General features: G+C 64.6%; 19 protein-coding genes. 1 reads left to right on the plus strand and 18 read right to left on the minus strand.

Annotation, left to right across the window (positions count from 1 at the left end):
* Positions 1–62: 62 nt before the first annotated feature.
* The 16 genes from BraRD5C2_RS14830 to BraRD5C2_RS14905 all read right to left on the minus strand — a co-directional run bounded on the left by BraRD5C2_RS14830 (position 63) and on the right by BraRD5C2_RS14905 (position 17,897).
* The gene (locus tag BraRD5C2_RS14830) at positions 63–1,805 is read right to left on the minus strand and encodes an ABC transporter substrate-binding protein (RefSeq protein WP_212316430.1); all 1,743 of its coding nucleotides are present in this window, start codon (positions 1,803–1,805) and stop codon (positions 63–65) included.
* A 108-nt stretch (positions 1,806–1,913) separates the two neighbouring features.
* Entirely contained in the window at positions 1,914–2,240 is a 327-nt protein-coding gene (locus BraRD5C2_RS14835) for a DUF2160 domain-containing protein (RefSeq protein ID WP_097672938.1), read from the minus strand.
* Positions 2,241–2,249: 9 nt separating this feature from the next.
* Positions 2,250–3,056: a carbohydrate ABC transporter permease gene (locus BraRD5C2_RS14840; RefSeq protein WP_021075985.1), complete on the minus strand. Its 807-nt coding sequence runs from the start codon at positions 3,054–3,056 to the stop codon at positions 2,250–2,252.
* Positions 3,056–3,958 (minus strand): carbohydrate ABC transporter permease, encoded by a 903-nt coding sequence (locus BraRD5C2_RS14845; RefSeq protein WP_223969462.1) that lies wholly within the window; start codon positions 3,956–3,958, stop codon positions 3,056–3,058. The genes BraRD5C2_RS14840 and BraRD5C2_RS14845 overlap by 1 nt, the downstream gene beginning before the upstream one ends.
* Positions 3,958–5,043 carry an ABC transporter ATP-binding protein gene (locus BraRD5C2_RS14850; RefSeq protein WP_223969463.1) on the minus strand — a complete coding sequence of 362 codons (1,086 nt, stop codon included), beginning with the start codon at positions 5,041–5,043 and terminating at the stop codon, positions 3,958–3,960. The genes BraRD5C2_RS14845 and BraRD5C2_RS14850 overlap by 1 nt, the downstream gene beginning before the upstream one ends.
* A 12-nt stretch (positions 5,044–5,055) precedes the next feature.
* Positions 5,056–6,195, minus strand: a complete 1,140-nt coding sequence (locus tag BraRD5C2_RS14855) for an ABC transporter ATP-binding protein (RefSeq protein WP_223969464.1) — start codon at positions 6,193–6,195, stop codon at positions 5,056–5,058.
* Positions 6,192–7,736: a glycerol-3-phosphate dehydrogenase gene (glpD, locus tag BraRD5C2_RS14860; protein WP_223969465.1), complete on the minus strand. Its 1,545-nt coding sequence runs from the start codon at positions 7,734–7,736 to the stop codon at positions 6,192–6,194. Before glpD ends, BraRD5C2_RS14855 begins: the two co-directional genes overlap by 4 nt.
* Complete coding sequence (locus BraRD5C2_RS14865; protein ID WP_223969822.1) at positions 7,631–7,903, minus strand: hypothetical protein; 273 nt, start codon at positions 7,901–7,903, stop codon at positions 7,631–7,633. Before BraRD5C2_RS14865 ends, glpD begins: the two co-directional genes overlap by 106 nt.
* A 344-nt stretch (positions 7,904–8,247) precedes the next feature.
* On the minus strand, positions 8,248–9,078 hold the full coding sequence (locus BraRD5C2_RS14870) for a DeoR/GlpR family DNA-binding transcription regulator (protein WP_223969466.1): 831 nt from the start codon (positions 9,076–9,078) through the stop codon (positions 8,248–8,250).
* A gap of 127 nt (positions 9,079–9,205) precedes the next feature.
* On the minus strand, positions 9,206–9,901 hold the full coding sequence (locus BraRD5C2_RS14875) for an HAD family hydrolase (RefSeq protein WP_223969467.1): 696 nt from the start codon (positions 9,899–9,901) through the stop codon (positions 9,206–9,208).
* Between the two features lie 81 nt (positions 9,902–9,982).
* Positions 9,983–10,177 (minus strand): hypothetical protein, encoded by a 195-nt coding sequence (locus BraRD5C2_RS14880; RefSeq protein ID WP_223969468.1) that lies wholly within the window; start codon positions 10,175–10,177, stop codon positions 9,983–9,985.
* 166 nt (positions 10,178–10,343) lie between these two features.
* Positions 10,344–10,697 carry an acyl-CoA thioesterase gene (locus BraRD5C2_RS14885; protein WP_097673013.1) on the minus strand — a complete coding sequence of 118 codons (354 nt, stop codon included), beginning with the start codon at positions 10,695–10,697 and terminating at the stop codon, positions 10,344–10,346.
* Between the two features lie 89 nt (positions 10,698–10,786).
* Positions 10,787–12,883, minus strand: a complete 2,097-nt coding sequence (locus BraRD5C2_RS14890) for a 3-hydroxyacyl-CoA dehydrogenase NAD-binding domain-containing protein (RefSeq protein WP_223969469.1) — start codon at positions 12,881–12,883, stop codon at positions 10,787–10,789.
* A 2-nt stretch (positions 12,884–12,885) separates the two neighbouring features.
* On the minus strand, positions 12,886–14,169 hold the full coding sequence (locus tag BraRD5C2_RS14895) for an acetyl-CoA C-acetyltransferase (protein WP_223969470.1): 1,284 nt from the start codon (positions 14,167–14,169) through the stop codon (positions 12,886–12,888).
* The gene (locus BraRD5C2_RS14900; protein WP_223969471.1) at positions 14,169–16,436 is read right to left on the minus strand and encodes an acyl-CoA dehydrogenase; all 2,268 of its coding nucleotides are present in this window, start codon (positions 16,434–16,436) and stop codon (positions 14,169–14,171) included. Before BraRD5C2_RS14900 ends, BraRD5C2_RS14895 begins: the two co-directional genes overlap by 1 nt.
* Positions 16,437–16,652: 216 nt before the next feature.
* Positions 16,653–17,897 carry an SMP-30/gluconolactonase/LRE family protein gene (locus BraRD5C2_RS14905; RefSeq protein ID WP_223969472.1) on the minus strand — a complete coding sequence of 415 codons (1,245 nt, stop codon included), beginning with the start codon at positions 17,895–17,897 and terminating at the stop codon, positions 16,653–16,655.
* Positions 17,898–18,125: 228 nt separating this feature from the next.
* Between BraRD5C2_RS14905 and BraRD5C2_RS14910 the strand changes: the two genes are divergently transcribed.
* The gene (locus BraRD5C2_RS14910; RefSeq protein WP_223969473.1) at positions 18,126–18,473 is read left to right on the plus strand and encodes a hypothetical protein; all 348 of its coding nucleotides are present in this window, start codon (positions 18,126–18,128) and stop codon (positions 18,471–18,473) included.
* Between the two features lie 22 nt (positions 18,474–18,495).
* Here BraRD5C2_RS14910 and BraRD5C2_RS14915 read toward each other — a convergent pair whose 3' ends face one another.
* Both BraRD5C2_RS14915 and BraRD5C2_RS14920 read right to left on the minus strand, forming a co-directional pair.
* A complete protein-coding gene (locus BraRD5C2_RS14915; protein WP_223969474.1) occupies positions 18,496–19,119 on the minus strand; it encodes a flavin reductase family protein in 624 nt (207 codons plus the stop codon).
* A gap of 177 nt (positions 19,120–19,296) precedes the next feature.
* A complete protein-coding gene (locus BraRD5C2_RS14920; protein WP_223969475.1) occupies positions 19,297–19,905 on the minus strand; it encodes a TetR/AcrR family transcriptional regulator in 609 nt (202 codons plus the stop codon).
* Positions 19,906–19,915: the final 10 nt, after the last annotated feature.

The following is a 19,915-nucleotide window of genomic DNA, read 5'->3' on the forward strand; positions in this document are numbered from 1 at the left end:
GCCGGGATTGCTCCCGGCCTTTTGCAGTTTGCGGATGGCGTGGGCTGGTACGCCTTGCCGCCTTACTTAGCTTCGGCGCGCTTCGGCGGGCTCGCCGGCCACGACTTGATCAGCGTGTCGTAGTCGATCGTTTCGCCCTTCGGCTTCTCGTTCGCGAGCTTGCGCTGCGGAGCGATGGTGCCGTCCTTCTCGGCCTTCTTGTACCAGTACTCAGCGGTTTCCTTCTTGTTCAGCTTCGGTCCGCAGGCACCCTGCACACCGGACTTCTCAAGACGCTCCATCACCGAATCCTGGGCCGCGGCGAGCGCGTCCATCGCAGCTTGCGGCGTCTTCGCACCGGACGACGCATCGCCGATGTTCTGCCACCAGAGCTGAGCGAGCTTCGGATAGTCGGGCACGTTGTTGCCGGTCGGGGTCCACTGCACGCGCGCGGGCGAGCGGTAGAACTCGATCAGGCCGCCGAGCTTCGGCGCACGCTCGGTGAACGACTTGTCCCAGATGTCGGATTCACGGATGAAGGTGAGACCGACTTGGCTCTTCTTCAAGCTCGTCGTCTTGGAGACGATGAACTGCAGGTAGAGCCAGGCCGCCTTGCGGCGATCAACCGGGGTCGACTTCAGCAGCGTGGCCGAACCCACGTCCTGGTAGCCGAGCTTCATGCCGTCCTTCCAGTACGAGCCGTGCGGCGACGGGGCCATACGCCACTTCGGCGTACCGTCCGCGTTCATCACGGCGATCCCCGGCTTCACCATGTCGGCGGTGAAGGCGGTGTACCAGAAGATCTGCTGGGCGATGTTGCCCTGCGACGGCACCGGGCCCGACTCGGAGAAGGTCATGCCCTGCGCTTGCGGCGGAGCATACTTCTTCATCCAGTCGAGATACTTGACGATCGAGTAGACCGACGCCGGGCCGTTGACGTCGCCGCCACGCTCGACCGACGAGCCGACCGGACGGCAGCCTTCCATGCGGATGCCCCATTCGTCGACCGGCAGGCCGTTCGGGAGGCCCTTGTCGCCGTTGCCGGCCATCGACAGCCAGGCGTCGGTGAAACGCCAGCCGAGCGAGGGGTCCTTCTTGCCATAGTCCATATGGCCATAGACCTTGACGCCGTTGATCTCCTTGACGTCGTTGGTGAAGAACTCGGCGATATCCTCATAGGCCGACCAGTTCACCGGCACGCCGAGATCGTAGCCGTACTTGGCCTTGAACTTGGCCTTGTATTCCGGGTTGGTGAACCAGTCGTAGCGGAACCAATAGAGGTTCGCGAACTGCTGGTCGGGCAGCTGATAGAGGTGGCCGTTCGGTGCCGTCGTGAACGACTTGCCGATGAAGTCGTCGATGTCGAGCATCGGATCGGTGACGTCCTTGGCTTCGCCCTTCATCCAATCGGTCAGGTCGACGGCCTGGCCGTAACGGAAGTGGGTGCCGATGAAGTCGGAGTCGTTGATCCAGCCGTCATAGACGTTCTTGCCGGACTGCATCTGGGTCTGGATCTTCTCGACGACGTCACCTTCCTGGATGATGTCGTGCTTGACCTTGATGCCGGTGATCTCCTCGAACGCCTTGGCGAGCGTGCGGGATTCATATTCGTGCACCGTCAGGGTCTCAGAGACGACGTTGATCTCCATGCCCTTGAAGGGGGCAGCGGCCTTGATGAACCACTGCATCTCCTTCATCTGGTCGTCCTTGGAGAGGGTCGACGGCTGGAATTCGCTGTCAATCCACTTCTTGGCGGCCGCCTCGTCGGCGCGGGCCGGCGCGACAAGAGTGACCGATGCTGCGACGAGCGCGACCGCGCTGGTCATCGTCAAAAGCTTATCTCTAGTCATTGGTAAATGTCGCATTAGATTCCTCCGGTTGCAGCGACTAAATCAGGCCCGGGTAGACCCCGGATCTGCTCTTTTTCGCGTTCTTCAGACGGTGCGAAAGATCACCACGGCTGAAAGAAGCGAAATTACCGTTCCGAGCCACAGGCTCGAAATCTCGACGCCCTCCCCGATCGGCAGGGTGAAAATCGGATCGGTGCCGACGAGGCCGATCCACAGCAAATGGATCACCGCCGCCAGCACCAGCGAGACGAACAGACGATCGCCGCGCGTGGTCGGAATGCGCAGCACGCCGACCCGCTCGGCTTCCGGATAGGCGATCGCGAGCCAGGTCATCATCCCGAGTGTAGAGGCAAGCAGCACGAAGAAGACCGCGGTGGGCCAGGTCCATGCCATCCATGCGATGCTGTCCATGAGCGCCTCCTAGACCCGGCCGAGCGCGAAGCCGCGCGCGATGTAATTGCGGACGAACCAGATCACGAGTGCTCCGGGGATGATGGTGAGCACGCCGGCCGCGGCAAGCAGACCCCAATCCATACCGGCAGCCGAAACCGTGCGCGTCATGATCGCGGCGATCGGCTTGGCCTGCACCGAGGTCAGCGTGCGCGCCAGCAGCAGTTCGACCCAAGAGAACATGAAGCAGAAGAACGCGGCGACGCCGATGCCGCTCGCGATCAGCGGCACCAGGATCTTGATGAAGAAGCGCGGGAACGAATAGCCGTCGAGGAACGCAGTCTCGTCGATCTCGCGCGGCACGCCGGAGACGAAGCCTTCGAGAATCCACACCGCCAGCGGCACGTTGAAGATGCAGTGCGCGAGCGCAACCGCCCACGGCGTATCGAACAGGCCGATCGCCGAATACAGGTTGAAGAACGGCAGCGCGTAGACCGCCGCCGGCGCCATACGGTTGGACAATAGCCAGAAGAACAGGTGCTTGTCGCCGAGGAAACGGTAGCGCGAGAACGCATAGGCCGCCGGCAGCGCCACCGCGATCGAGATCACGGTGTTGATGACGACATATTCCAGCGAGTTGATGTAGCCGGAATACCAGCTCTCGTCGGTGAAGATGCGCCGGTAGTGCTGCAGCGTCGGCGTATGCGGCCACAGCGTCATCGTCGAGACGATCTCGGCGTTGGTCTTAAAGCTCATGTTGACGAGCCAGTAGATCGGCAACAGCAGGAAGATCAGGAACAGCGCCATGATCAGGCGGCGGCCGGGAATCGAATGCATCACGCCGCTCCTTGCTTGACCGGGCGCTCGGAGCCGGCATTGGTCATCACGGTGTAGAACACCCAGCACACGATCAGGATGATCAGATTGTAGACCAGCGACAGCGCCGCGGCCTTGCCGAGGTCGAACTGGCCGAGCGCGATCTTGACGAGCTCGATCGAGACGAAGGTCGTCGAGTTGCCGGGACCACCGCCGGTGACCACGAACGGCTCGGTATAGATCATGAACGAGTCCATGAAGCGCAGCAGCACCGCGATCAGCAGCACGCGGTTCATCTTCGGCAGCTGGATCGCCTTGAACACCGCCCAGCGCGAGGCGCCATCGATCTGCGCCGCCTGGTAATAGGCGTCGGGGATCGACTTCAGGCCGGCGTAACAGAGCAGCGCGACGAGGCTGGTCCAGTGCCAGACGTCCATCACGATGACCGTGACCCAGGCGTCGACCTCATTGGAGACATAGTTGTAGTTGAGGCCGAGGTGGTTCAGCACATAGCCGAGCAGGCCGATATCCGGCCGGCCGAAGATCTGCCAGATGGTGCCGACCACGTTCCACGGAATCAGCAGCGGCAGCGCGAGGATGACGAGGCAGGCCGCGACGCTCCAGCCCTCGCGCGGCATCGACAGCGCGACGACGATGCCGAGCGGCACCTCGATCGCAAGGATCACGGCGGAGAAGAACAGGTTGCGGCCGAGCGAGGCCAGGAAGCGGCCGCCGAGATCGGTCGAGGGATCGAGCAGCTCCTTGAACCAGCCGACGCCGTTCCAGAAGAACTGGTTGTTGCCGAAGGTGTCCTGCATCGAATAGTTCACGACGGTCATCAGCGGCAGCACCGCCGAGAACGCCACCACCAGGAACACCGGCAGCACCAGGAACCAGGCTTTTTGGTTGATGGTCTTGTCCATCAGGCGCCCCCTTCGACCAAATGGCTGTCGGCATAGACGTGGACGTTGGCGGGATTGAAGATCAGGCCGGCGGTATCGCCGGAGATCGAGAAGCCCGGCGGCACGCGCGCCGCGAGTTTGGTGTTGCCGACGCGGACGCGGGCGAACTGGATGCGGCCGAGATCGTCAATCCGCTCGATGGTGGCCGACAGCAGCCCCGACGCGGGCGCCGCGACATCGACAAATTCAGGCCGCACGCCGATCTCGATCTTCTTGCCGGCCGGCAGCACACCATAGTTTCGATGCAGGCCGATGACATGACCGTCGATCCGCGCCTCGTGGCCCGAGACCTCGGCAGGCACGATGTTCATGCCGGGCGAGCCGATGAAATAACCGACGAAGGTGTGCGCCGGCTTGTCGAACAGTTCGGCCGGCGTGCCGCTCTGCACCACCCGGCCGTCATGCATGACGACGACGGTATCGGCAAAGGTCAGCGCCTCGGTCTGGTCGTGGGTGACGTAGATCATCGTGAGGTCGAGCTCGCGATGCAGCGCCTTCAGTTTCGAGCGCAGCTGCCATTTCAGCTCGGGATCGATCACCGTCAGCGGCTCGTCGAACAGCACGGCGGCGACGTCGGAGCGCACCAGGCCGCGGCCGAGCGAGATCTTCTGCTTGGCGTCGGCGGTGAGCCGCGTCGCCTTGCGGTTCAGATACGGCGTGAGGTCGAGCAGATCGGCGATCTGCCTGACTCGCGCATCGACCTCGGCCTTGGCGACGCCGCGGTTCTTCAGCGGGAAGGCCAGGTTCTGGCCGACCGTCATGGTGTCGTAGATGACGGGAAACTGGAACACCTGCGCGATGTTGCGCTTCTGGGTCGACAGCGGCGTGATGTCCTGGCCGTCGAACAGGATCTTGCCGCGCGACGGCGTCACGATCCCGGAGATCAGGTTGAGCAACGTGGTCTTGCCGCAGCCGGAGGGTCCGAGCAGCGCGTAGGCGCCGCCCTGCCGCCAGGTCATCGTCACCGGCTTCAGCGCAAAGGATTCCAGCGGGGCGTCGTTGCCGCTGTAGGATTGCGCGAGATCGACGAGGTCAATGCGAGCCATCGGGCATCTCCCTCAATTGCTCTTGCGGGCTGACGCGCTTGCTGCAAGCGAACTGCCATACAGCTCGCTTGCGAACGCGGTCGCGGGCGACGCGACCAGGCGGTCAGCGGCGTCAAACACAAAGATGTTTTCGGGATCGATCGCGGCTTCGAGCACCTGCCCGGGTTCATATTCGTGCACGCCGTGCAGCACCGCGACCCAGTTCGAACCATGGACATGAACGTGCACGAAGCTCTCCGACCCGGTGATCTCGGTCACCGTCACGGTGGCGGAGAATTTGTGGCGGCCGGGTACGACGCTCCCGACCTCGAGCTGATGCGCACGGAAGCCGATCTTGTACGTGCCGTCAGGCAGATTGGCGTACAGCCCGGCCGCGGGCGCCTGCTCGCCGCCGGCATAGATCACCCGGTCGCCCTTCTTCTCGATGCCGATGATATTGAGCGGCGGATCGGAGAACACCTGCGCGACCCGCAGCGTGTCGGGATGGCGGTAGACCTTCGGCGTCGCGCCGGTCTGCAGCGCCTGGCCTTCCCACATGCACACCGTGTCGCCGCCGAGCAGCAGCGCTTCCGACGGTTCGGTGGTGGCATAGACGAAGATCGCACCCGATGCCTCGAAGATCCGCGGCAGCTCGGCACGCAGCTCCTCGCGCAGCTTGTAGTCGAGATTGGCGAGCGGCTCGTCGAGCAGCACGAGGTCGGCGCCCTTGACCAGCGCGCGCGCAATCGCGGTGCGCTGCTGCTGGCCGCCGGAGAGCTGCAGCGGCGTTCGCTTCAAATAAGGCTCGAGCCGCAACAGACTGGCCGCCTCCGCCACCCGCTGCTCGATCTCGGCCTTCGGCTTGCCCTGCACCCGCAGCGGCGAGGCGATGTTCTCGTAGACCGTCAGCGAGGGATAGTTGATGAACTGCTGATAGACCATCGCCACCGAGCGCTGCCGCACGTCGGCGCCGGTGACGTCCTTGCCGTCGACCAGCACGCGGCCGGTGGTCGGCTTGTCGAGGCCGGCGAGCAGCCGCATGATCGAGGTCTTGCCCGACAGCGTCGGCCCGAGCAGCACGCTGAGCGTGCCACGCTCCAGCGTCAGCGAAACATCGCGGATGGTCTGGATGCCATCCACAGTTCGCGTGACGTTCTGCAGTGTAACGCTCATGCCCGTCCTCCCGCTTCGCGGAGGGGACGTTCACCGGACACGCGGTTGGCGACCATCCACTCGTCGAGCGCGGCGATTTCACCCGCCGTCATCCGCAAGCCCAGCTTGGATCGTCGCCAGACGACATCTTCCGCGGTCCGCGCCCATTCGTTCGCCATCAGGTACCGGACTTCACTCTCCGTCAAGGTGGCGCCGAAGGCGCGGCCGAGATCATCAGCCGTTGCTGCATTGCCCAGGACCTTGCTGGCGCGCGTGCCATAGGCATGCGCGAGACGGTTGGCGTGGGACTGCGCGAGGAACGGATGGTTGCGAACCAGCTCGGCGCTCAGCGCCGCGACCGCGGAGACATCCATGTCGCCGCCGGGCAGCGGCGCCTTGCCAGTCCAGCCTTCCTGCGCTTTCGCGCCGCGCAGATAGGGCGACAGCCGCTCCAGCGCCTCTTCGGAGAGGCGGCGATAGGTGGTGATCTTGCCGCCATAGATCGACAGCAGCGGCGCACCGCCGGGTGTATCGAGCTCGAACACGTAGTCGCGGGTCGCAGCCTTGGCTTCGCTCGCACCGTCGTCATAGAGCGGACGCACGCCGGAGTAATTCCAGACCACGTCCTCGGGCTTCACCGGCTTGGCGAGGTATTCGCTGGCGGAGGCGCAGAGATACTCGATCTCCTCGCGCGTCGCCTTCACCTTGGCCGGATCGCCGTCATAGTCGCGATCGGTGGTGCCGATCAGCGAGAAATCGTTCTGGTAGGGGATGACGAAGATGATGCGGCCGTCAGCATTCTGGAAGATGTAGGCGCGATCGTGGTCGTAGAGTTTCGGCACGACGATATGCGAGCCCTGCACCAGCCGCACCTTGGCACGCGCGTTGACGCCGGCGCCGGTGGCCAGCACCTGCTCGACCCAGGGACCGCCGGCATTGACCAGCACGCGCGCCTTGATGGTGTCGCGGGCGCCGGTGGCGCCGTCCTCGACCGTGACGTGCCAGACGCCGTCGACCTGCCTGATCTCGACCGCGCGGGTGCGGGTGCGAATCTCGGCGCCACGATCGGCGGCATCGCGCGCAGTCAGCGCCACCAGCCGCGCATCGTCGACGAAGCAGTCGGAATATTCGAAGCCCTTGGTGTAGCGCCCGGGGATCAGCGGCTTGCCGACCACGTCGCGGGTCAGATCAAGCGAGCGCGTCGCGGGCAACAGGTGCCGGCCACCGATATGGTCGTAGAGGAAGAGACCGAGCCGCAGCAGCCAGGCCGGACGCAGGCCCGCATGGTGCGGCAAAACGAAACGCAGCGGACGAATGATATGCGGCGCGATCTGCCAGAGGATCTCGCGCTCGATCAGCGCCTCGCGCACCAGACGAAACTCGTAATACTCGAGATAGCGCAGGCCGCCATGCACGAGCTTGGTCGACCAGGACGACGTCCCGCTGGCCAAATCATTCATTTCACAGAGGAAAACAGAATTGCCCCGGCCCGCCGCATCGCGCGCGATGCCGCAGCCATTAACGCCGCCTCCAATGATGGCGAGGTCGTAAATTCGGTCCAAAGAACGCTTCCCCCGGCAACCGTTTTCGCTTTGACGGTTTTACTTTCGGATTGGAGTAGATCACAACCGAAAACGAAAGCAAAGTGAAAATGGGGAACTTTTGCGGGGGATTTTTTGGGCGGATTGATCGTGGCGGGGCAGCGGGTTCGCGAATTTATCGCCTTCACGCCGAACTCTCCTGCTGAACCCGTCACCCTGAGGAGCGCGTAGCGCGTCTCGAAGGGTCGACGGCCACGAGCGGGGCCGTCGACCCTTCGAGGCTCGCTCCGCTCGCACCTCAGGGGGACGGGGAGAGAGCTGTGCGTGCGGCTTCGTCGCGTTCAGCTGTCATGCCCCGCTTCAAGCGGGGCATCCAGCACGCCGCGGCGTCGCGGCTCAAGCGCGAACGTCTCTGGAATACTGGATCGCCCGGTCCCGTCTACGCCAAGGCTTCGACGAGGCTTTCGCTCTCAGGCGCGCCGAAGCTTTAGCGGAGGCGGCGAGCCGGGCGACGACAGCGAGAGAATGCGAACTACGCGCTGCGCAGCGTTGCGGGTGCGGCGTCGGCGCCGTTGTCGTCGATATCGACCGCCGGCTTGTCCATCGCGACGACCACCTCGATGCCGCGGCTGTGGCAGATGTTGGCGAGGCCTGCGGGCAGAGGCGAATCGGTGACGAAGGTCTGGATCTGGCTCATATGGGCGATCCGCACCGGCGCGCTGCGGCGGAGCTTGGTCGCGTCCGACACCAGCATCACGTTGCGCGCGTTGGCGATGATCGCCTGCGCGACCTGCACTTCGCGATAGTCGAAGTCGAGCAGCGCGCCCTCCTCGTCGATCGCCGATGCGCCGATGATCGCGTAATCGACCTTGAACTGGCCGATCAGCTGCGTCGCGGTCGAGCCGACCACGGCGCCGTCGGCGCGGCGCACCGTTCCGCCGGCCACCACCACCTCGATGCGCGGATGGCGGTACAGCAGCATCGCGACGTTGAGGTTGTTGGTGATGACCAAGAGGTCCTCATGCGAGGTCAGCGCGCTCGCGACCTCTTCCGTCGTTGTGCCGATATTGATGAACAGCGAACACCCGTTTGGAATCCGCTCGGCCGCGGCGGCGCCGATCGCCTTCTTCTCCTCGGCGGCGACGAAGCGGCGCGCCTCATAGGCGAGGTTCTCGACACCCGAGGCGATGATCGCGCCGCCATGAATGCGGGTCAGCGACCGCTCGTCGCAGAGATCGTTGAGGTCCTTGCGGATGGTCTGCGCCGACACCTCGAACCGCTTGGCAAGGTCCTCGACCATGACCCGGCCGAATGCACGTGCGATGTTGAGGATTTCAGTCTGGCGATGGGAGAGTCCGGCCACGGCGGCCCCCTTGAAACGGCGAGTCGCCTATGGTGCGACCGATCGGCATGGAGGTCAACGAGCAAGCATTGCCGGGGTTAAGCACTGCGCTGCAGCATTGCGGAGGCGGCACGCTCCGGCACCTTTCTCACCACCCCATCGCCGACGCGACCAGGCGGGTCAAGTCCGGATCGTCGAACGCCCGCGCGCTGGCGACCGCGCCGGCCGCGAGCAGATCGGCATGACCGAGCCCGGTTCGCATCCCGATCGTCGCGATGCCCGCCGCGGTCGCGGACTGGATGCCGGAGCGCGAATCCTCGAATGCGAGCGAAGCCTGTGCCTGCGCGCCTGCAAGGCGCAGCCCCTCGAGATACGGCAATGGATGCGGCTTGCCGTGCGCCAATTCATCGCCGATCACGAGCGCCTTGAAACGGTGCGCGATGCCCAGTCCCGCGAGCAGCAGTTCAGCGTTCGGGCGCGGCGCGTTGGTCACCGCCACCATCGGCACGCCGGCGCGATCGGCCGCCTCGAGCAGCGCCATCAAGCCCGGCACCGGCACGATCTGGCCGGAGACCAATTCGCGGAAGATCCGCTCCTTCTCGCCGAGAATGCTGGCGCGACGTTCAGGCGGTTCGTGGGCGAGGAAACGCTCGCCGATCGACGCATTGGAGAAGCCTTGCAGCTCCTTGCCGAAACGCCCGTGATCGAAGCTGTGTCCATGGGGGCTGAGCACCTGGTTGAACGCCGCCAGATGCAGCGGATCGGTGTCGGCGAGCGTGCCGTCGATATCGAACAGCAGCGCCTTGTTTTGTGTCTGCGACGCCCGGCCTTGTGTCTGCGACATCCGAAAAACGTTTCCGTGAGTTCGGATGCATCAATACAGACTCTCGCGGCGCGCGCAAATGACGCGCCGCCTGGCTGCATATCAGGAGGCCAGCTGCAGATCTTGCCCAGTGACAAGCCGTCGCGCCGCGCGCTCGGCCTCGCGTGCGTTGCGGAATATCTGGCCTTCGAGGGCGTGGAAGCGGTGCGAGGCGGCAAAAAACGCGTAACCACCGCTATCGCGCACCACGATATCCGCGGTCTGTGAACTCACTTCGATGACGTAGCAGTCAGACATTATCGGCCTCGGTTTGATTCCGCGCCGTCAACGGCGTCACCGTCTGTTTGTTCCTCGGTTTATTTGCGACACGAAGCGCCGCTTTTGCAATCGAGCCGCGCTCCCGTCTCAGTTTCGACGCGTTTTCCCTCGCGCCGAATCAGCGCAGCTCTTCGCGCGGAAGACCTCAGGTCGAAATCGTCGCGCCATCGCGCTGGATCGGCTGCGGATGGCCCTGCTCGTCGATCGAGACGTAGGTGAAATTGCCGTCGGTGACGAGAATCGACTGCTGCTCGCGGCGGCGCAGCACCCAGGCTTCGAGATGCACCGTGATCGAGGTGCGGCCAACGCGCACGAGATTGGCGTGCACCGAGACGAGATCGCCGACATAGACCGCCTTGCGGAAATTCATCGCCTCGATCGCGACCGTCACGGTGCGGGACTTCGCGAGCTTGGAGGCGAACACGCCGCCACCGACGTCCATCTGGCTGAGCAGCCAGCCACCGAAGATGTCGCCATTGGCATTGGTGTCGGCCGGCATCGCCAGCGTGCGGATGCAGAGATCGCCCTGCGGTTCGTTGCCGCTGATCGGCGGCGCGTGAACATGCGTTTCAGGTGCTTGGGTGTCAGTCACTTGAAAGTCTCCCAGCCTGCGTCGGGTGCGAAACGATCGCCGAATTTCGGCGTCAATGCGCGCAGCGCGGTTACGACAGCCTCGACGCCGCGGGTGCGCGCGTAGTTCAGCGGGCCGCCGCGGAACGGAGCATAGCCGGTGCCGAAGATCATCGCGCCGTCGACCATATCGGGATCGTCGACGATGCCTTCGCGCAAGGCGGCGACGCAGATATTGGAGATCGGCAGCACCAGGCGGTCGATCATCTCGTCGCTCACCTTCGGACCGGTCTCCGGCAGCGGCGCCTTCTCCGCCTTGCCGTCCTTCCAGGTGTAGAAGCCCTTGCCGGTCTTGCGGCCGAGCTCACCCTTGGCGACCTTCTCGCGCAGCCAGGCCGGTGTCGGTGGCAAGGTGTCGCCGAACTTCGAACGCAGCATGTCGCCGACATCGAGGCAGATATCGAGGCCGACCTGGTCGGCGAGCTCGATCGGCCCCATCGGCATGCCGAACTCGACGGCGGCCGCGTCGATCAGGCGCTGATCGGTCTTCTCGTCCAGCATCATCATCGCTTCCAGCATGTAGGGCGTCAGCGCGCGGTTGACGAGGAAGCCCGGCGAGCTCTTCACCGGCAGCGGCAGACGATCGATGGCGCCGACAAAGGCGAGCGCCTCCTTGAGCATCGCGGCATCGGTGCCGTCATGGCTGACGACCTCGACGAGTTGCAGCCGCGACACCGGATTGAAGAAGTGCAGGCCGAGCAGCCGCTCCGGCCGCGCCAGCGTGGTGCGCAGATCCTGCAAGGGGATGCTCGACGTATTGGTGGCCAGGATCGCGCCCTGCTTCAGCTTCGGCTCGAGGCCGGCATAGACCTTCTGCTTCAGCTCGAGCTTTTCCGGCACCGCCTCGATGATCAGATCGGCGTTGCGGACGCCCTCGCCGTCCATGTCGGGGATCAGCCGGTCGAGCGCGTCGCGCTGGTCGATCTTCTTGCGCATGATCTTGCCGAACAGATCCGCGGCGCGCTTCATCGCCCCCGCGATCGGCTCGGCCTTCATGTCGGCGAGCGTGACGCGCATATCCTGGTTGGCGCACCAAGCCGCGATGTCGCCGCCCATCGCGCCGGCACCGATGACATGCACGTGCTGTACCTTGTTGCCGGGGCCTGCCGCCTTCTTCATCTGCTCGCGCAGGAAGAACACCCGGATCAGATTCTGCGCTGTCGGCGTCACCATCAGATTGGCGAACGACGCCTTCTCCGCATTCAGCATCGCCGCGCGATTGCCGGCGTGCTTCTCCCAGAGGTCGATCAGCGCTGAGGGCGCCGGATAATGCTTGCGCGGCGCGGCCTTCTCGGCCTCGCTGCGCATCCGTGAGGCAAGGAGGCCTCGGACCGGACCAAAATTGAGGATGGTATTGAGCACGCCGGGCTTGGCGCGCTTCAGCCGGCCAAACACCGCGTCCTTGACGGCGTTGCGGACGTGGCGCTCCTGCGTGACGGTATCGACCAGACCGAGCGATTTCGCGCGGCGTGCGTCGATCGTCTTGCCGGTCAGCATCAAGGTCATCGCCTGCATCGGGTTGACCAGTTCGGTGAAGCGCACGGTGCCGCCGAGGCCGGGATGCAGGCCGAGCATCACCTCGGGAAAGCCGAACCTGGCATCGTCGATCGCGATCCGCATCTGGCAGGCCAGCGCGACCTCGAGGCCGCCGCCGAGACAGAAGCCGTGGATCACGGCGACCGAGGGCACGCGCAACGCCTCGAGCCGGTCGATCACCGCATGGGCGCGGCCGATCTCGGTCTCGACCGCGCGCGGGTCGCTGGCGCCGCGAAATTCATTGACGTCGGCGCCGGCGATGAAGCCGCTGGTCTTGGCCGAGCGCACCACGAGGCCGGCGGGCCGCTGGTTCTCCAGCGACGCGACGATGGTATCGAGCTCCTCCAGCAGATCGGCGGACAGCGTGTTGGCGCTGGTTCCGGCGCGGTCGAACAGCAGCCAGGCAATGCCGTCCTCGTCACGCGTCAGCTTGAAATTCCTGTACGGGCTATCGGCGGCCGGCTTCGGCCCGAGCTCGAGCCCGCGGTCGGCGAGGACGTCCATGATCCGTGAATCCATGATCACACCGTCTCTATCAACATCGCGCCGCCCTGCCCGCCACCGATGCATTCGGTGGCGACGCCGCGCCGGGTGCCGAGCCGCTTCATCGCATTGACCAGATGCAGCACGATGCGGTTGCCGCTAGTGCCGACGGGATGGCCGAGGCTGATCGCGCCGCCGTCGACGTTCAACTTCGCGCGGTCGATCTCGCCGGCCGCGCCATCAAGCCCCAAAATCTCGCGGCAGAATTTGTCGTCGTTCCAGGCTGCAAGGCAACCCAGCACCTGGGTCGCAAAGGCCTCGTTCAGCTCCCAGGTCTCGACGTCCTGCAATGTCATTTCGTTGCGCTTGAGCAGTGCGCTCGCCGACAGCACCGGACCAAGACCCATGATCGAGGGATCCAGCGCCGACCACTGGCTGTCGAGAATGACGGCCTTCGGCGTCAGCCCGTGCTTTGCGACCGCAGTCTCGGATGCCAGGATCACCCAGGACGCGCCATCGGTGATCTGCGAGGAATTGCCCGCGGTGACCTGACCCCATGGGCGCTCGAACACCGGCCTCAGCTTTGCCAGCGTTTCGGCTGTCGAGTCCGGGCGGACGCCGTCGTCATGGTCGTAGAACTTGCCGTCGCGGGAGAATGCGGTCTCGACCTCGCCCTTGAGGAAACCTTGCTTCTGCGCGTTGGCCAGCCGCTGATGGCTCTCGGCGGCGTAAGCGTCGGATTGCGCACGGGTGATGCCGAAGAGATGACCGACCTTCTCGGCGGTCTGCCCCATGTTGAGCTCGGTGATCGGGTCGGTCAGCCCGCGCTCCAGACCGATGATCGGCTTGAAGTAGCTCGGCTTCACCTTCAACGCGGCGGCGATCTTGGCGCCTAAGCCCTTGGCGCCGGCAAAGCCGGCAAACCAGCGCACGCCGGAATTGGGCCAGACCAGCGGCGCGTGGCTCAGCGCTTCGGCGCCGCCGGCGAGGATCAGATCGGAGATGCCCTCGCGGATGTAGCGATAACCGGTATCGATCGACTGCATCCCGGAGCCGCAATTGATCTGCACCGTGAAGGCGACCATCTGCTCGCCCATGCCGAGCCGGAGCGCCGCAACCCGCGCCGGGTTCATCTCATCGGCGATCACGTTGACGCAGCCGAGGACGACCTGATCGAACGCGGTGGGCGCGAAAGGCTGCCGCGCTAGGAGCGGCCGGCCGCATTGCACGGCGAGATCGACCGGAGTGAACGGGCCGGGACCCGAACGCGCCTTCAGGAACGGCGTCCGGCTGCCGTCGACGATAAAGACTGGTCGCGCCATCAGCTCGCCGCCCTCTGCTCACCCAGCTCCTGGAAGAACTGATGCACGTCGGCGGTTTTCTTGTAAATCGGGGACAGCGCCTCGGGCGCAAAATCATCGACCTCGATGACTTTGGCGACGGCCTCATGGGCGGCGGCGAGCTTTTCGCCGTCGGCCTCGGTGATGACGCCTTTCTTCACCGCCTCCTTCCAGTCATGCAGCCGCGCGGCGCGCAGCTGCTTGGCCGCATCCTCGGACTCGGTGACGAGCCGGAAGGCCTTTTCCAGCCGTGCGACGCCGCCATCGTCCTCGACAAAGGCGAGGTCCGGCGTCAGGCGGTCGCGCGCGGCCGACGGCGACAGCACGAGCTGTGCGCAGAGATGCACGACGCGGTCCGACGGACCGGTGACGCGCGCGCCGAACGGCTGGATCAGGAATTTCAGCATCCACGCCACCGGGCGGTTCGGCAGATTGGCGAGGATCTCCGCAAAGCGGTTCTCGATGGTCTTGAAGCCGGACGCCATGCACCATTCGAGCGCGGGAAGATCCTCCTTCTGCCGGCCCTCGTCCTGCCAGCGCTTGAGCGCGGCGGAAAGCAGATAGAGCTCGGAGAGGATGTCGCCGAACCGCGCCGAGAGCATCTCCTTGCGCTTCAATGCGCCGCCGAGGGTGAGCAGCGCCATGTCGGCGCACAGCGCGAACGCCGATGAATAGCGCGACAGCTGGCGATAGAACTCCGTTGCATCGCCGGCATCCGGCGCCGGTGCGAACAGGCCAAAGCTCCAGCTGCGGCCCCAGGCGCGGAACATGGTCGCAAAGCTGTGGCCGACATGCTTCCAGAATGCGGTGTCGAACGCAGTCAGGCCCTTGTCACGATCGGTCTCGCTGAGCGCGTTCATCTCCTGCAAGAGATAAGGATGCGCGCGGATCGCGCCCTGCCCGAACACGATCAGATTGCGGGTCAGGATGTTGGCGCCCTCGACCGTGATGCCGACCGGCACCGAGCGGTAGAGCCCGCCGAGATAGTTCTGCGGCCCGTCGATCACCGCCTTGCCGCCATGGATATCCATGGCGTCGTCGATCGCGATCCGCATCCGCTCGGTGGCGTGCAGTTTCATGATCCCCGAAATGACGGCGGGATGATGCCCTTCGTTCAACGCGGCGCAGGTCAGCCGCCGCGCGGCGTCAAGCAGATAGGCGGTGCCGGCGATACGCGCCAACGGCTCCTCGATGCCCTCGAACTTGGAAATAGAAATGCCGAACTGCTCGCGGATGCGGGCATAGGCGCCGGTGGTGCGCGCGGCATAGGCGGCGCCGGCGGCCGACAGCGACGGCAGCGAGATGCCGCGGCCGGCGGCGAGCGCCGTCATCAGCATCTTCCAGCCCTGGCCCAAGCGCTCCTGGCCGCCGATGATGTAGTCGAGCGGAATGAAGACGTCCTTGCCCCAGTTCGGGCCGTTCTGGAACACCTGCATTGCCGGCAGATGGCGGTGGCCGATCGAGACGCCCGGCAGATGGGTCGGGATCAGCGCGACCGTGATGCCGAGCTCTTCCTCGCTGCCGACGAGGTGATCGGGATCATAGGCCTTGAAGGCGAGGCCGAGCAGCGTCGCCACTGGCCCCAGCGTGATGTAGCGCTTGTGCCAATTGAGCTTGAGCCCGATCACCTCGCGGCCTTCGAAATTGCCCTTGCAGATGATGCCGCTGTCGATCATCGAGGCGGCGTCCGAGCCGGCCTCCGGGCTGGTCAGCCCGAAGCAGGGAATGTCCTGACCCGCGGCCAGTCGCGGCAGCCATCTGTCCTGCTGCTCTTTGGTGCCGAAGCGCATCAGGAGTTCGCCGGGCCCGAGCGAGTTCGGCACCATCACGGTGACGGCCGCGGTCAGCGAGCGCGAGGAAATCTTGCGCACCACTTCGGAATGCGCATAGGGCGAGAAGCCGAGGCCGCCGAATTCTTTCGGGATGATCATGCCGAAGAATTTCTTGGCCTTGATGAAGCTCCACACCTCAGGCGGCAGATCGCGCCATTCCCAATTGATCTTCCACTCGTCGAGCATCGCGCAGAGCTCGTCGACCGGACCGTGCAGGAAGGCGTTCTCCTCGTCGGTCAATTTGGCCGGCGCGAACGCCAGCAATTTCGACCAGTCGGGATTGCCGGTGAAGAGATCGGCGTCCCACCAGACGTCGCCGGCTTCCAGCGCCTCGCGCTCGGTGTCCGACATGGTCGGCAGCACGCCACGCGCCCAGGAGAAGATCGGCTTGGAAAGGTAATCGCGGCGGAAGCTCATGGTGGGGCCCTCATGGATCGGCGCAGCGGTGGCATGATCCTAGCGGAAAGTGCCGGTCACGGGTGAACACTTCGCCCTGCAAATAAAGCGAAATTGACGCGGCCGAGCCGCCGTTTGTTAACGGCAGGCCACGCGTTCAGTTCCGAAAGCTGAGCTGCGACAATCAGGTAGCCGAGGGTGGCGCCGGCAGCTCGTGCCGGCGCCACCCTTCCACGGCTAGGCCGGCCCGGCGCCCTGGGTCGCGGTGTAGACCGCGTAGAGCGACTGGCTTGCGGCCATGAACAGGCGGTTGCGCTTGGGGCCGCCGAAGGTGATGTTGCCGCAGACCTCGGGCAGCCGGATGCGGCCGAGCAGCTTGCCTTCCGGCGACCACACCGTCACGCCGTTGTAACCGACCGCGCGGCCGGCATTGCTCGAGCACCAGACATTGCCGTTGACGTCGCAGCGGATGCCGTCCGGTCCGCACTTCACGCCGTCGATCGTGAAGTCGCTGAACCGCTTGCCGTTGACGGGCTTGTTGTCGGCGCCGACATCGAACACGAAGACGTCACCCTTGCCGCCGGCGCCGGTGTCGCCCGGTCCCTTGCCGGTCGAGACGACGTAGAGCTTCTTGTAGTCCGGCGAGAAGCAGATCCCGTTCGGATCCGGCACCTGGTCCTCGGTCACCACGACATCGATCCGGCCCGAGGGATCGATGCGATAGCAATTGGTCGGCAGCTCGCGCTTGGCCGGCGCGAAGCCCGCGGGCTGCCCGATCCGCGGGTTGAGCTTGCCGGCCGCGTTGCTCGGGCCACCGGCCGCGTCAGGCTCGCCCTCGTAGAGTTGGCCGCCATAGGGCGGATCGGTGAACCAGTAGCTGCCGTCGGGATGCGCGGCGATGTCGTTCGGCGAGTTCAGCCGCTTGCCCTGATAGTTATCGGCGAGCACGGTCGCAGTGCCGTCATTCTCGTAGCGCGTCACCCGGCGGGTGAGATGTTCGCAGGAGAGCTGGCGGCCCTGGAAGTCGAACGAATTGCCGTTCGAATAGTTCGACGGCGTGCGGAACACGCTGACATGGCCGTCATCCTCCGACCAGCGCATCTGCCGGTTGTTCGGGATGTCGCTCCACAAGAGATAGCGGCCTTGCGAGCTCCAGGCCGGGCCTTCCGCCCACAGCAGACCGGTATGGAGGCGCTTGATCGAGGTGTTGGGCTGGGCAAGGTCGTTGAAGGACGGATCGACCGCGATGATGTCGGGGTCCCAGAAATAGGTGGTCGGCGCACCGCGCGGACTGAAATCGCGCGGCGGGCTGGTGATGGTTGTCGGCGGTCCGACCGGCGCGGGCGCGTTCTGGGCCAGCGCGCTGCTGACGCCGGCTGCGGCAGCGGCCGCCCCCACCGCCAATCCCTGGACCAGCGTTCGTCGTGAAACGTTCGGATCGCGCCGCTCTTCTGTTGGATTGCTCCGCGGTTGGCGTGTCATCGCATCCTCCCACTCTGTTGGCCGGCCGTTGATCCGGCCTGGCGCGCGGGAGGTTAGACTGCTCGCTCGGAGGTTGCGAGTGACGGTTTTTCATTACCGCGGGCGGAAATTTCACATTGTTGCGATGCGGGGCCGCAATCGCGGACGGTGGCGGCCGCGACCCTTCCCCGCGTAGCAAGTCAATCGATCTTGCACGATACTGGCAGGCTGTTGGGGGATTGGCGGGGAATGACGGCAAGCGACCATTTCGATCCGCGATGGGAAGGTGCATCAATCCCGTCGGAACATTGGCATCTGCACCGCAGGCTCCTGGAGCGCTATGGAATCGTCCTCGCTCCTGGAGAATTTTCAAAGATTGCAACCGATATCAGAAAGCGCCGCGCGCACCTGGTGGAAGTGAGGCCTGACGGTACCGGCGTCTATTGCGCCAAGATCGACAGCGTCGGGATCTACATCTTCATCGGCACCAAGAACGGCAGGATGATCACGATCTTGCCTGCATCGGACTCGCTTAAGCGGAAGACACTCACTTATCTCATGCGCCTCCGCGCGAGCCGATCAGGCACTATCTCGTGATCCCCCGCCAGCTAGATCCGCTTCAATCCGGCCGGATCATCTCGAACATGTTTTCCGGCTTGATCTCGAAGTAGTCGCCGCGGCGGCCGGCGCGGACGATCGGGTGGGCGAGACCGGTCTGATAGACCCCGTCCTTGATGAAGGTCTTGTCGATGTGAACGGCAACGACCTCGCCGAGCGTCAGCCAGGCCTCGGCCTTCTTGCCGTCGGCGCCCTGCAGCTGGATGATCTGACTCACCTTGCATTCGAACGACACCGGGCTCTCGGCGACGCGCGGCACGTTGACGAGCTTGCCGGCGACCTGCGTCAGCCCTGCAAGCTTGAACTCGTCGACATCGCGCGCGACATGCGCCGCGGTCGCATTCATGTGCTTGGCCAGATCCATCGTGGCCAGGTTCCAGACGAACTCGCCGGTGTCCTCGATGTTGGCGACGCTGTCCTTCCAGTTGGTGGAGGAGAAGCCGATGATCGGCGGCACGTAGCAGAAGGCGTTGAAGAAGCTGTAGGGCGCGAGATTGACGTTGCCGCCCTTGTCGCGCGAGGAGATCCAGCCGATCGGCCGCGGCGCCACGATGGCGTTGAACGGGTCGTGCTTCAGGCCGTGGCCGTTCTTCGGCTCGTAGAAATGCAGGTCTTTGGCGGTCACGCTGGCTTCTCTCTCGTTTTCAACGCTCGTCATTCCGGGATGCGCCGTTAGGCGCAGGCCCGGAATCCATACTCACGATGGTGGTTATGGATTCCGGGCTCGCGCTACGCGCGCCCCGGAATGACGAATGAGATAAATGACGGAAGAGTCAACTGACGAAAATGTCAGTGCCGGTGCTCAATTGGCGCGGGCGCGCGGCGACAGGCCGGCGATCACGAAATCGATCATTTGGTCGATGGTCGGGCCCGGCTTGGCGGCGCATTGGGCGATCATCTGCGGGTGGAAGAACCGCATCATCGCCGTGCAGGCGCACAGCGCGGCAAGCTCCAGGTCCTTGACCTCGAATTCGCCCGAGGCGGCGCCTTGCGCGATCACCTCGCCGATGGTCATGGCGATCAGCTCCATATGAGCAGTGCAGACCTCCCAGTCCTCCTGCATCGCGATCTCGACCATCTCGTGCAGCTTGGAATCGCCGACATAGCGCTCCGTGTTCATGCGGTTGATGGTCGTCATCATCTCGCGCAAGCGCGTCGCGGCCGGCCCCTCGGATCGCGCGATCCGCTGCGCCTCGATCTCGACCTCGCCCATCAGGCCGCGCGCCACGCCTTCGTGGATAGACTTCTTCGAATCGAAGAAGCGGTACACGTTGGCGGGGCTCATCCGCAGCTCTTTGGCGATGTCGGCGACCGTGGTCTTCTGATAGCCGATCTGCCGGAACAAGCGCTCCGCCACCACGAGAATCCGCTCGCGGGTGTCGGTTTCGCTATGTTCCGAGATCAGTGTCATGTTGGCCTGC

The organism is Bradyrhizobium sp. RD5-C2, assembly GCF_019972155.1.
In the GTDB taxonomy this organism is placed as follows: domain Bacteria; phylum Pseudomonadota; class Alphaproteobacteria; order Rhizobiales; family Xanthobacteraceae; genus Bradyrhizobium.

Excerpts from the sequence above, each read along its gene's own strand:
- BraRD5C2_RS14885 (WP_097673013.1), bottom strand. The coding sequence starts at position 10,697 with ATGCCGGCCGACACCAATGCCAATGGCGACATCTTCGGTGGCTGGCTG.
- BraRD5C2_RS14830 (WP_212316430.1), bottom strand. The coding sequence starts at position 1,805 with ATGACCAGCGCGGTCGCGCTCGTCGCAGCATCGGTCACTCTTGTCGCG.
- BraRD5C2_RS14920 (WP_223969475.1), bottom strand. The coding sequence starts at position 19,905 with ATGACACTGATCTCGGAACATAGCGAAACCGACACCCGCGAGCGGATT.
- BraRD5C2_RS14895 (WP_223969470.1), bottom strand. The coding sequence starts at position 14,169 with ATGGCGCGACCAGTCTTTATCGTCGACGGCAGCCGGACGCCGTTCCTG.
- BraRD5C2_RS14880 (WP_223969468.1), bottom strand. The coding sequence starts at position 10,177 with ATGTCTGACTGCTACGTCATCGAAGTGAGTTCACAGACCGCGGATATC.
- BraRD5C2_RS14910 (WP_223969473.1), top strand. The coding sequence starts at position 18,126 with ATGACGGCAAGCGACCATTTCGATCCGCGATGGGAAGGTGCATCAATC.
- BraRD5C2_RS14890 (WP_223969469.1), bottom strand. The coding sequence starts at position 12,883 with ATGGATTCACGGATCATGGACGTCCTCGCCGACCGCGGGCTCGAGCTC.
- BraRD5C2_RS14875 (WP_223969467.1), bottom strand. The coding sequence starts at position 9,901 with ATGTCGCAGACACAAGGCCGGGCGTCGCAGACACAAAACAAGGCGCTG.
- BraRD5C2_RS14840 (WP_021075985.1), bottom strand. The coding sequence starts at position 3,056 with ATGCATTCGATTCCCGGCCGCCGCCTGATCATGGCGCTGTTCCTGATC.
- BraRD5C2_RS14855 (WP_223969464.1), bottom strand. The coding sequence starts at position 6,195 with ATGAGCGTTACACTGCAGAACGTCACGCGAACTGTGGATGGCATCCAG.
- BraRD5C2_RS14905 (WP_223969472.1), bottom strand. The coding sequence starts at position 17,897 with ATGACACGCCAACCGCGGAGCAATCCAACAGAAGAGCGGCGCGATCCG.
- BraRD5C2_RS14900 (WP_223969471.1), bottom strand. The coding sequence starts at position 16,436 with ATGAGCTTCCGCCGCGATTACCTTTCCAAGCCGATCTTCTCCTGGGCG.
- BraRD5C2_RS14845 (WP_223969462.1), bottom strand. The coding sequence starts at position 3,958 with ATGGACAAGACCATCAACCAAAAAGCCTGGTTCCTGGTGCTGCCGGTG.
- BraRD5C2_RS14850 (WP_223969463.1), bottom strand. The coding sequence starts at position 5,043 with ATGGCTCGCATTGACCTCGTCGATCTCGCGCAATCCTACAGCGGCAAC.
- BraRD5C2_RS14835 (WP_097672938.1), bottom strand. The coding sequence starts at position 2,240 with ATGGACAGCATCGCATGGATGGCATGGACCTGGCCCACCGCGGTCTTC.